This is a genomic window from Sphaerisporangium sp. NPDC049457 (assembly GCF_055586705.1).
Window position 1 is genome coordinate 625627 of record NZ_JBVJHR010000001.1, and the last position, 11208, is coordinate 636834.

Sequence of the window (11208 nt, forward strand, 5' to 3'; positions counted from 1 at the left end):
AGACCCCCGATGAAAAGCGATATGTCAGCACTTCGCGTGATGAACGGTACCAGTGGGGCCGGAGGTGAAGGGGCCGGTCAGATCGCTTTGCCGGGGTTGAGGATGTCGAGCGGGTCGAGAAGCCGCTTGATGCCGAGCTGGACCTCGGTCACCAGCGGCCCGCTCTCAAGGCCGAGCCAGCGGCGCTTGAGCAGGCCGACGCCGTGCTCGCCGGTCAGCGTGCCGCCCAGCTCCAGGGCCGCGCGGAAGACCTCGTCGGCCGCGGCCCAGACGTTCGGCGGCGGCTCGTGCAGGCCGCGGTCGAAGATGAACACCGGGTGCAGGTTGCCGTCGCCGGCGTGCGCCACCGTGCAGATGCGCGCGTCGTGGCGGGCTGCGGCCGCCTCGATGAGGGTGATCATCTCGGGGAGCGCCGAACGGGGCACGCAGACGTCCTCCACCAGGCAGGCGCCCAGCCGCTCCTTGGCGCTGTAGGCGAGCCGGCGCAGGCCGATCAGCTCCTCGGTCTCCTCGGGCGTGGAGGACACCGCGACGAAGCCGGCGCCGTTCTGCGCGCACAGGCGTTCCATCTCGGCGGCGTCGCCGGGCAGGCTCCCGTCGGCCTGGGCGATCAGCATGGCCCGCACACCGGGCTCCAGGCCGATGTTCTTCCAGTCGTCGATCGCCTCCAGGGTGCCCCGGTCCATCAGTTCGAGCAGCAGCGGCTGGCATCCGGCGGCGACGATGGCGGCGACGGCGTCCCCGGCGGCGCGCGGCGAGGGGAACTCGGCGGCGATGGTGACCGGCGGCACGGACGGCGCGCGGCGCAGCCGCAGCGTCGCGGCGGTGATCACGCCGAGCGTGCCCTCGGAGCCGACGAACAGCCCGGTGAGGTCGTAGCCCGTGACGCCCTTGATCGTGCGGCGGCCGGTGTTCAGCACCCTGCCGTCGGCCAGCACGACCTCCAGGCCGAGCGTGGAGTCGCGGGTGACGCCGTACCGCACACAGCGCAGCCCGCCGGCGTTGGTCGCCAGGTTGCCGCCGATGGTGGAGATCTCGTACGAGGAGGGGTCGGGGGCGTACATCAGGCCGTGCGCCCTGGCGGCGCGGTCGAGGTCGGCGGTGATGACGCCCGGTTCGACGACGGCGAACTCGTCGGCGGGGGACAGCTCGCGGATGGCGGTCATGCGGGCCAGCGAGAGCATCACGCAGCCCTCGACGGCGGTCGCCCCGCCCGCGAGGCCGGTGCCCGCCCCCCGGGGCACCACGGGGACGCGGTGCTCGCTCGCCCAGCGCATGGTGGCCACCACGTCGTCGCGCGTCTGCGCCGCCACGGCGCACAGCGGCTTGCCGGGCTCCAGGAACGTCTGGTCGCGGGCGTAGGAACCGGCCACGTCGGGGTCGGTCAGGACCCGGCCGGAGGGCAGCGCGTCGATGAGTGCGTCAACGGGGTTCACGCTTGCGACTGTACGTTCTCCCGCCGCGCGTGCCGAGCCGGCCCGGAATCCGGTCGAGGCCGCGGACGGGGCACGTGGCGAAAGAGGCGAAGCGGTGCGCACCTGGGGTGGAACGGAGGCCCGGACGCCCGGAAACCGCGACGGGACAGGGGCGGAACCCTCGGAAACCGCAATCGGATCGGACTCGCCAGGATGACGATTTCGCAACATCCGTAGTCGGCTTTACTACTCCTTTACCTTTTCGTCTAACGTCCGCTTTGCCGATTCTGGGGCGTTCCATGGGAGTCGCCACAGATCTCCATCGTTGGCGTGTCCATCCCAGGCGCGCCTTGACGTCGCCCGGATACCCCGGGCGGAGGAGGAAACCTCGTTGTCACGCAGAGTCAGGCGTCTCGCCGCGGTGCTGCCCGTCCTCGGACTGGCGGCTGCGGGCCTCGCGGTCACGGGTGCCGCGGCACCGGGTGACACCACGGTCGCCAAGTACCAGCCCAGCGCGAGCGACTATTACATCAACTACGCGCCCCCGAGGGTCCAGAGCGACACCGCGTCGAAGGCCGACGAGAAGGTGGACACCGGCGCGAACAAGCGGCGCGGCCACGCGCCCACCGCCGAGGAGATCGACCACAAGTTCTCGCTGGGCAACCCTGTCGCGGCGCGCGAACTCACCAAGCGCGAGCGCACGGCCGTCCGCACGGGCAAGAACCCCTTCGAGTTCCTGTACAAGAAGGCCAAGGTCACCCAGCAGGCCAAGCTGCTCACGCTTCTGGTCGAGTTCAACGAGAACGCGAACGACGACTTCTCGGGCTTCCAGCACCCCAAGAGCACCGACGAGCCGGACGTGTGCGTCACCGACCCGCCCGGCACCAAGCTCAACGGGCCGCTGCACAACAACATCCCGAACCCCGCCACCGCGGCCGGCGGCGGCAAGGACAACAACTCCATGTGGGTGCCGGACTTCAACAACGCCCACTACAACAACATGCTCTACAGCAGCAAGGGCATCACCAAGCGGGTCCGCACGGACCTGAAGGACCCTCGCGACGGCAAGCCGGGCATCGACATCGCCGGCTACACCATGAAGAACATGTACGAGGAGATGTCCAAGGGCGCCTACACCGTCACCGGTGAGGCCCTCGGCTGGATCAAGGTCCCGCACTCCGAGGCCTGGTACGGCGCCGGCCACTGCGGCGCGGCCATCCAGGACAGCTCCGGCCACCCGGACAACCCGCGCGGCACCGCCCAGATGGGCGTCGACGCCGTCAACATCCTGGCCCAGCAGAACCCGAACTTCCCGTGGGCCGACTACGACAAGGAAGACACCGCCGACGCCGACGGCGACGGCAACTACGCCGAACCGGACGGCGTGATCGACCACCTGGTGCTGGTGCACGCGGGTGAGGACAAGTCCGGCGGCGGCGGCGCGCAGGGCACCTACGCGATCTGGGCGCACTCCAGCGCCATCCCCGGCGGCTACACCATCCCCGGCACCGGGATCAAGATCTCCAACTACATCGTGCAGCCGGAGGACTCCGGCGTCGGCGTGTTCGCCCACGAGTACGGCCACGACCTTGGCCTGCCCGACCTGTACGACGCCACCGGCGCCGGCGACAGCGACGTGGAGTTCTGGGACCTGATGTCCACCGGCTCCCACTCCGGCCCGATCTTCCAGTCGATGCCGACCCACATGGGACTGTGGGACAAGTGGGTGCTGGGCTGGGCGAACCCGAAGGTCCTCAACCCCGGTGACGGCACCAAGCTCGTGACCATCGGCCAGACCTCGCGCACGCCGAAGCTCACCGAGGACGGCGTCCGCATCAACCTGCCCGACAAGGACGTCACCCTCACCACCCCGCACAGCGGCGCCAAGGTGTGGTGGTCCAGCAACGACCAGGACTGGGCCGACGTCCGGATCACCCGCGACATCGCCGTCCCGGCCGGTTCCGACAGCAAGTTCTGGTTCTGGAACGACTACACCATCGAGCAGGACTGGGACTACGGCTTCGTCGAGGTCTCGACCGACGGCGGCGCCACCTGGTCCGAGCAGAAGATCTACGGCGAGGACGGCGCGCTCGTCTCCACCGATGACGGCTACGCCGACCCCAACAGCCGCATGAAGGACTACGGCAACAAGAAGTACGGCCTGACCGGCGAGTCCGCCGGCTGGCAGCACTACTACGCCGACCTCGCGCCGTTCGCCGGGCAGAACGTCAAGCTGCGCCTGCGCTACGCCACCGACGCGGCGGCCAACGAGCGCGGCTGGTTCGTCGACGACCTGTCGGTCACCAGCGGCGGCTCCACCGTGTGGAGCGACGACGTCGAGCAGGGCGCCAACGGCTGGACCGCCACCGTCGGCACCTTCGTCGACACCACCGGCACCGGCTGGACCCAGCACTCCGGCGCGCTCAAGAGCGCCCAGTACTACCTGGCCGAGTGGCGCAACCTCGACGGCTTCGACAAGGGCCTGAGCTACACCTACGACACCACCTGGAACCGCGACGGCGCCTGGCGGGTCGAGAAGGTCCCCTACAACGCTCCGGGCATGCTGCTCTGGCTGCGCGACACCTCGCTCGGCTACAACAACGCTGCGTCCAACATCTGGTCGCTGCCGTCGGCCGGCGCGAAGGGCCAGCTCCTGCTGGTCGACTCGCACTTCGACCCGCTGCGCCGCACCGGCGAGGCAGCCGCGGCCGACGCGAGCGTCCTGAAGAACATCCCCTCCCGCCCGCAGGCGTCCAACGCGGCGTTCGGCTTCACCAAGACGTACTCCTTCCAGGAGTGCCTGGAGAAGCAGCCCTTCGTCGCGGTCTGCACCAAGTTCAAGCCGCAGGACCCGATCAAGGCGTTCACCGACGCCAAGACCTGGTACCCGGGCCTTGAGTACCGCGAGGACGGCCTGTACTACCGCCTCCGTGACGCTTCGACGGTCGTCCCCTCCAAGGGCAACCAGCCGTACTCGCTGCGCGTCGTCAACCCCGACGGCACGCCGGCGACCGAGCTGTACGGCGAGGACGTCAACGGCTTCACCCTCGGCTCCGGCAACCCGGGTGACGAGGGCAAGCAGCTCGGCGTCCAGATGAAGCTGATCACGCCGCTGCCGGGCAACCTCGCGGTGATCGCTCAGTTCACCCCGCCGAAGAAGTAAGCAAACCGAACGGCTGGACGGCCGGCGTCCCCTCTCCCCGCAGCACCGGGGAGGGGCCGCCGGCCGGGCGGACACCCCGCCCGGCCCCCACGGGCCGGCGGGCCGCCATCGCGGGACGGACGCGGCTCGGCCGCGTCCGTCCCGTTCGTTTTCCCCGCACGCATAGCATGTCCCGGACGGGAACTACGGGACGGGAGATCGGTGAGCGAGCAGCGGACCAAGGCGGAGCACACCAAGGCCATCCGCGATCTGCGCAGAGCGGTGCTGGTGGTCAACACGCGGTCCCGGCGGGGGCGCCACCGCTACTTCGAGGCGCTGCGCCTGCTGCACGCCGACGGCTTCCGGCCGCTGCGCACCTACGCCGTCATGGACCCCTCCCGCCTGCCGCGGATCCTCCACGAGGCCCTGGACCTCCAGCCCGACCTCCTCGTGGTCGGCGGCGGCGACGGCACCCTCAGCTCGGCGGTCAAGCACGTCGCCCACCGCGACGTGGCGCTCGGCGTGCTCCCGCTGGGCACCACCAACAACTTCGCCCGCAGCCTCGGCCTCCCGCTCGACCTCGCCATGGCGGTCAAGGTGTTCAGCCGCGGCAAGGTCGCCGACATCGACCTCGGCATGGCCGGCGACCAGCCCTTCGCCAACCTGGCCAGCTTCGGGGTGTCGGTCGAGGTGGCGGGCACGGTCAAGCCGTGGCTCAAACGCGCCCTCGGCCGCGCGGCCTACCCGCTCACCGCGCTGACCGTCCTGCCCAGGCACGAGCCCTTCCGCGCGTACATCACCGTGGAGGGCCGCCGCCACGAGCTGCTGACCCACCAGCTCAACATCGCCAACGGCCGCTACCACGGCGGCTGGCAGATCGCCCGCGACATCAGCATCGACAACCGCCGCCTGGTGGCCTACCAGCTCGGCTCGGGCAAGCGGCTGCGGCTGCTCGCCGAGACCCTGGTGCGCGCCGCCGGCGGCCGCTGGCGCAGCCTGGCGGGCGGCCCGTTCGTCACCGGCACCGAGATGCTGCTGGAGACCGACCCCCCGATGGCCGCCGACGTGGACGGCGAGGTCCTCCTGCGCACCCCGATCACCATCAAGACCATCCCCAACGGCCTACGCGTAATGGTCCCCCCGAGCTTCATCGACACCTGATCGTCCCGGCCACCTCACGCCCAAGCGAAACTCTGGGCGACGCCGTTCACCCACTACGCGTCGCCGTGCCGGTGACGGGCGTAATCGCAGGGCTCAGAGTGCGTCCAGGGCGCTGGGGCGGCCGGGGTGGGGGCGGGCGGCCAGTGAGGCGGACATTCGGGCGACCGCGTCGGCGATGAGCTCGGGCGGGGTGGCGAAGTTGAACCGGGCGAAGCCCTTGCCCGGGGCGCCGAACTTCAGGCCCGAGTACAGCGCCACCGCGCCGCGGCGCAAAAGCCACTCCGCCGGGTCGTCGCCGAGCCCGAGCGCGCGCAGGTCCAGCCACGCCAGATAGGTCGCCTGCGGCGGCTGGTACCCCACCCCAGGCAGCCGCTCGGCGAGCAGGTCGCCCAGCAGCGCGCGGTTGGCGGTGAGCCCGGCCATCAGCGACTCCAGCCACGGCTCGCCCGCGGTGAAGGCCGCCTCCGAGGCGATCACGCCGAACATGCCGGAGCTCTCGCTGACCTCGGCGTCGATGGCGGCCACGTCCCGGTGCGCCTGCGGGCCGGGCACGGCCAGCGCGGCCTTCAGCCCGGCGAGGTTCCACGCCTTGGAGGCCGACACCAGCGCGATCGACCGGGCCGCGGCCGGGGCGTCCAGCGACGGGAACGGCACGTGCCGCGCGCCCGCGTACACCAGCGGGGCGTGGATCTCGTCGGCCACCACGCGCACCCCGTACCGGTCGGCGAGGGCGGCGACGGCGAGCAGCTCCTCCTCGGTGAGCACCAGCCCGGTGGGGTTGTGCGGGTTGCACAGCAGGAAGGCCGCCGCCCCGGCGGCGAAGTCGCGTTCGAGCGCCGCTAGGTCCAGCCGGTAGCCGTCCGGGCCGAACGCGAGCGGGCTCTGGACGACCTGCCGCCCGATGCGCGGCAGCCAGTAGAAGTACGGCGGGTAGGCGGGGGTGTTGATCACCACCCGGTCTCCCGGCTTGGTGACCAGGTGCAGCACCTCCACGATGCCCGCCATCACGTCCGGCACCAGGCGGATCGCCCCCGGGTCGACGCGCCAGCCGAAGCGGCGGGCGGCGAACCCGGCGAACGCCTCCGGCAGGCCGCCCGCCACGGCGTACCCGGTGTCGCCGTGGGCGAGCGCCCGGGTCAGCGCGGCGGCGATCGGCTCGGCGAGCGGAGTGTCCATCTCCGCCACCCACACCGGCAGCACCTCCGGCGGGTACTCCCGCCACTTGGCGCTATGACGTCCGCGCAGCTCGTCGAGGCTGTACGCGGAGAGGGGCCCGCCGGGGCCATGGCCGGTGCCGCTGCCGGTGTCGCTGCCGCTCAAGGTCGTCCTTTCGGGAGGGAGCGCCAGGCTCCTCCCCACGATTGGGAAATTCATCCGTCATCGAGGTGATAGCACATGATTCGTACCCGTGTGGTGCGGTGATCGGCCATTTTCTATCCGATCGGGTGATGTGCCCGCCCGCGCGGCGGCCGACCATGGTGAACGACGCCGGCGGCCCGCGGGCCGCATCGGAGGAAGGGGGCCGGTCATGGAGCAGCGGCTACCGGATCTGCCGCGCGGCGAGTGGCGCGAGTTCTTCGACGCGATGACCCGCGACTACGAGGGCGTGGAGGTCACCGTCGAACTGGTCAGCGGAGAGCTCGGCGACCTGGTCGAGGCCGAGCGCTCGCCGCTGGCCTACCTGGAGTACGACCCGAAGGACGACCAGTTCGCGGTGGGCCTGGGCGGGCCCGGCGGCGACATGGTGACCCGGCACGCCGTCGACCACCCCACGCGGATCATGGCCGACACCGTGCAGCACGGCACGGTGCGCGCCTTCGACGTCGTCGACGCGGAAGGCGGGCAGACGATCGTCACCCTGCACCGGCCCAGGCTCGCCCCGAAGGCCCCCGCCTGAGCTACGCTCGCGGCCGTAGGCGTGCTGGAATGGCCGGGACCGGCCCCCTGCGAGATCGGACGCCTGCATGGACTTCGAGCTGAACGACGATCAGCGCCTGTTCCGGCGAACCCTGCGCGAGTTCGTGGACAAGGAGATCGTCCCCGTCGCCGCCGAATGGGAGCGGGAGGGACGCTACCCGGAGGAGATCGTCGAAGGGTTCCGGCGGCTCGGCCTGTTCGGCGTCACCATCCCGGAGGAGTATGGCGGCCTCGACCTCGACCGGGTGTCCTTCGCGCTGGTCTTCGAGGAGATCGCCCGGGGGTGGATGGGCGTGGCCGGCATCCTCGGCTCCCACTCGCTGTCGACCTGGATGATCGCACGGCACGGCACGGAGGAGCAGCGGGCGGCCTACCTGCCCGACCTCGCCACCGGCGCGCGCCGCACCGGCGTCGCCCTCACCGAGCCCGGCGCCGGCACCGACCTGCAGGGCATCCAGACCCGCGCCGTCCTCGACGGCGGCGAGTACGTCGTCCACGGCACCAAGACCTGGATCACCAACGCCCGGCACGCCGACCCGCTGCCCGTCCTGGTGAAGACCTCCGACGCCTCTCCGGCGCACAAGGGAATGTCGGTGCTGCTGGTGGACGCCGACCGCGGGTTCACCGTCAGCCGCGACCTGCCCAAGCTCGGCTACAAGGGCACCGAGACCTGCGAGGTCGTCTTCGACGGCGTCAGGGTGCCCGCCTCGGCCCTGCTGGGCGGAGTCGAGGGGCGAGGCATGCAGCAGGTGCTGTCGGCGCTGGAGCTCGGGCGCCTCAACATCGCCGCCCGCGCGGTCGGGGTGTCCCAATGCGCCTACGAGGCGGCGCTGAACTACGCCAGGGAACGCGAGGCGTTCGGGCGGCCCATCGGCGACTTCCAGGCCATCCAGCTCAAGCTCGCCGACATGGCCACCGACATCCAGGCGGCCCGGCTGCTCACCTACTGGGCGGCCACCCGCTCGGAGGCGTGCGCGGTGAACGCCGAGGCGGCGATGGCCAAGTACTTCGCCTCCGAGGTCGCGCTGCGTGCCACCATGGAGTCCATGCGCATCCACGGCGGCTACGGCTATTCCCAGGAGTTCGTGGTCGAGCGCCTGTACCGCGACGCACCGCTGATGGCGATCGGCGAGGGCACCAACGACGTCCAGCGCATGGTCATCGCCCGCGCCCTGCTGTCCGACACCGCCAAGGTCGGCTGGTGACGCCCCCCACCACCCCTGGGGCCGCCGGGGACTGCCTGTTCTGCCGGATCGCCAAGGGAGAACTCCCCGCCCACCTCGTACTCGCCGACGAGGTCGCCGTCGCCTTCCTCGACGCCCGCCCGGTGTTCAAGGGCCACGTACTCGTCATCCCGCGCGACCACGTCGAGACCCTCGCCGACCTGCCGGGGGAGGCCCTCGGCCCGTACTTCGCCCGCGTCCAGGCGGTGTCCCTCGCCGTGGAGAAGGGCCTCGGCGCGGCGGGCAGCTTCGTGGCGATGAACAACCGCATCAGCCAGAGCGTCCCCCACCTGCACACCCACGTCGTCCCCCGCCACAAGAAGGACGGCCTGCGCGGCTTCTTCTGGCCCAGAGTCAAATACGAAGACGACACCGAAGCCGCCACCTACGCCGAGCGGATCCGCAAAGCCCTCGACCTCACCCCATAGTGAGATCGGGACCGCGAAAATGGCTGTGCCCCGGCTGCGTGCGATGCAGAGGCAGGTCCGGGGCTTATGCGCTTGACGCTAGCACACGTGCATCCAGAAAGGCGGACGAGTTGATCACGCTGAGGCCCTGCGACTACGCAGGGCCGGCCTCGCCCAACTGCTCGGCCAGCCGTTCCAGGCCGCCCCTGATGAGCTTGCCGTACCCGTCGTCGGCGAGCGCGTCCATCCCGGCCCGGGCCTGCTGGAGGTGCTCACGGGCGCGGTCGAGATCGCCCAGTTTGCGATAGCACTCACTCAGGTTCAGGTGCAGGGACGGATACAGGCCCGCCACCGAAAGCGGCACCCCGGCCTGCGCCACCTGCTCATCGGTGACCCGATCGGCGGCGGCGAGCGCCCGCAGATCCCACATCAGCTCCTGGTGCACGTCGTCCTGCACGTCGGCCATCGAGTGGGCGAGGACGCAAACATGCAGTGGCTCGCCCTGCTCGCCGCCGATGTCATCCCAGATCTGCGCGAACAGGTCGCGTGCGGCGTCACGCTGACCTTGGCCGTGATGCAGGTCCACCCCTTGGCCGATCCGGGTCATCGTCGGGTCGGCGGTCATCAGCGTCTCCTCTAGCGTCGCGGGCAACCGCAATCAGCCTACTCGCCTGACCTGACTCAACGATCTTCATCCGCCAGGCTCAGGCCCTATAAGGGGCGGCGTACGCGGAGCGGTACATGAACGAAATGAAGGGCTACCGTGCGATGGCCCTTCGCACCGAACAACGCGAGCGCATCCACCAGGGCACCGTCGACGTCGCCTCGATCAGGATCCGGCTCCGTGACCCGGTTCGATGACGGCACTCCCTGGACGGTAGAGAAGTGATCGTCGATGAGTGCGAGGAGGAGAAGTCGTGGATGTGTATGAAGCCGTGGACAGTCGCCGGGCTGTGCGGGCGTTCAGCGGTGAGCCCGTGCCCAAGGAAGTACTCGAACGAGTGCTCACCGCGGCGACGCGGGCTCCATCGAGCGGGAACCTCCAGCCGTGGCATCTGTACGTTGTGACCGGTGAGCCCTTGGTTGAGCTGAAGAAGCACGCGACGGCCAGGGCACTGGCAGGAGACCCGGGCGATGAGCGGGAGTATCCGATGTACCCGGCGGAACTGACCTCGCCGTATCTGGACCGCTTCTCCGCCGCTGCCGCCCAGCGGTACGAAGCGCTGGGGATCGAGCGCGACGACCCCGACAGGCCCATGAAGATCGCCGCCTTGAACGTGGCGGCGTTCGGGGCGCCGGTCGTACTGTTCTGCTACCTCGACCGCACGATGGGGCCCGGGCAGTGGGCGGACGCGGGGATGTACCTGCAGACGGTCATGCTGTTGCTGAGGGCGGAAGGGCTGCACAGCTGTCCCCAGGTGATGTGGACGATGTATCGCAAGACCGTCAGCCGCATAGTCGGAGCCGATGACGGGCTCACGCTGTTCTGCGGTGTCTCGGTGGGGTTCGAGAAGGAGGGCGTGCCCCGGCTGCGTACCGAGCGCGCGGAAATGACGGAGACAGTGACCTTCATCGGAGCGTGACCGTATCCCACACCCGCACCTGCACCCTGCGTGGCACCCGGGGCAGTGCCCGAATGCGCCATCAGCCAAAGGGGCTGCGGCCTACCTGCTGGCTTAGGCCGTCGACAAGGTCTCGGGCATACTCCTCGCGGACCTCACGGGCGACGGCGTGGGCGGCCTCAGAACAGGAGCAGCGCATCGCCGGTCGCGTCGGCTCTCCCGTTGAGCGGCAGCCCTGCCACCTGGTGGAGGTGAGCGACGGTGAGGACGGATCCTCCAGGGAGCCGGCAGACCAGCGCGCGCCACCGAGACCCGGGGTGGGTGACGCGGTCGGCGAGCTTCTGCGCGCGGGAAGGCCAGCCCATGTCAGCAGTGTCCCCC

Annotated in this window: 10 protein-coding genes; 6 read left to right on the forward strand and 4 right to left on the reverse strand. The window is 70.4% G+C overall.

The window, feature by feature from the left end; translation table 11 throughout:
* Positions 1-77: 77 nt before the first annotated feature.
* The gene (locus ACZ6QO_RS02565) at positions 78-1436 is read right to left on the reverse strand and encodes an FAD-binding oxidoreductase (RefSeq protein WP_465846913.1); all 1359 of its coding nucleotides are present in this window, start codon (positions 1434-1436) and stop codon (positions 78-80) included.
* A gap of 370 nt (positions 1437-1806) precedes the next feature.
* On the opposite strand from ACZ6QO_RS02565, the gene ACZ6QO_RS02570 reads away from it, so the two are divergent.
* Together ACZ6QO_RS02570 and ACZ6QO_RS02575 are read left to right on the forward strand one after the other, a co-directional pair.
* Positions 1807-4578: an immune inhibitor A domain-containing protein gene (locus ACZ6QO_RS02570; RefSeq protein WP_465846915.1), complete on the forward strand. Its 2772-nt coding sequence runs from the start codon at positions 1807-1809 to the stop codon at positions 4576-4578.
* Positions 4579-4779: 201 nt separating this feature from the next.
* Positions 4780-5718 (forward strand): diacylglycerol/lipid kinase family protein, encoded by a 939-nt coding sequence (locus ACZ6QO_RS02575; RefSeq protein ID WP_465846917.1) that lies wholly within the window; start codon positions 4780-4782, stop codon positions 5716-5718.
* 93 nt (positions 5719-5811) lie between these two features.
* On the opposite strand, the gene ACZ6QO_RS02580 is transcribed toward ACZ6QO_RS02575, so the two are convergent.
* The gene (locus ACZ6QO_RS02580; protein ID WP_465846919.1) at positions 5812-7038 is read right to left on the reverse strand and encodes a MalY/PatB family protein; all 1227 of its coding nucleotides are present in this window, start codon (positions 7036-7038) and stop codon (positions 5812-5814) included.
* A gap of 208 nt (positions 7039-7246) precedes the next feature.
* Between ACZ6QO_RS02580 and ACZ6QO_RS02585 the strand changes: the two genes are divergently transcribed.
* The 3 genes from ACZ6QO_RS02585 to ACZ6QO_RS02595 all read left to right on the forward strand — a co-directional run bounded on the left by ACZ6QO_RS02585 (position 7247) and on the right by ACZ6QO_RS02595 (position 9286).
* Positions 7247-7615: a DUF5335 family protein gene (locus ACZ6QO_RS02585; protein ID WP_465846921.1), complete on the forward strand. Its 369-nt coding sequence runs from the start codon at positions 7247-7249 to the stop codon at positions 7613-7615.
* 67 nt (positions 7616-7682) lie between these two features.
* Positions 7683-8840, forward strand: coding sequence for an acyl-CoA dehydrogenase family protein (locus tag ACZ6QO_RS02590; protein ID WP_465846923.1), 1158 nt, complete (start codon positions 7683-7685; stop codon positions 8838-8840).
* Positions 8837-9286 (forward strand): HIT family protein, encoded by a 450-nt coding sequence (locus ACZ6QO_RS02595; RefSeq protein WP_465846925.1) that lies wholly within the window; start codon positions 8837-8839, stop codon positions 9284-9286. The genes ACZ6QO_RS02590 and ACZ6QO_RS02595 overlap by 4 nt, the downstream gene beginning before the upstream one ends.
* A gap of 133 nt (positions 9287-9419) precedes the next feature.
* On the opposite strand, the gene ACZ6QO_RS02600 is transcribed toward ACZ6QO_RS02595, so the two are convergent.
* The gene (locus ACZ6QO_RS02600; RefSeq protein WP_465846927.1) at positions 9420-9917 is read right to left on the reverse strand and encodes a hypothetical protein; all 498 of its coding nucleotides are present in this window, start codon (positions 9915-9917) and stop codon (positions 9420-9422) included.
* A gap of 265 nt (positions 9918-10182) precedes the next feature.
* Between ACZ6QO_RS02600 and ACZ6QO_RS02605 the strand changes: the two genes are divergently transcribed.
* Entirely contained in the window at positions 10183-10848 is a 666-nt protein-coding gene (locus ACZ6QO_RS02605; RefSeq protein WP_465846928.1) for a nitroreductase family protein, read from the forward strand.
* 158 nt (positions 10849-11006) lie between these two features.
* Here the strand turns inward: ACZ6QO_RS02605 and ACZ6QO_RS02610 are convergent, their stop codons facing one another.
* The gene (locus ACZ6QO_RS02610; protein WP_465846930.1) at positions 11007-11192 is read right to left on the reverse strand and encodes a hypothetical protein; all 186 of its coding nucleotides are present in this window, start codon (positions 11190-11192) and stop codon (positions 11007-11009) included.
* Positions 11193-11208: the final 16 nt, after the last annotated feature.

Bases quoted from the DNA above. Each gene is read 5' to 3' on its own strand.
- ACZ6QO_RS02585 (WP_465846921.1), top strand. From the start codon at position 7,247: ATGGAGCAGCGGCTACCGGATCTGCCGCGCGGCGAGTGGCGCGAGTTC.
- ACZ6QO_RS02590 (WP_465846923.1), top strand. From the start codon at position 7,683: ATGGACTTCGAGCTGAACGACGATCAGCGCCTGTTCCGGCGAACCCTG.
- ACZ6QO_RS02610 (WP_465846930.1), bottom strand. From the start codon at position 11,192: ATGGGCTGGCCTTCCCGCGCGCAGAAGCTCGCCGACCGCGTCACCCAC.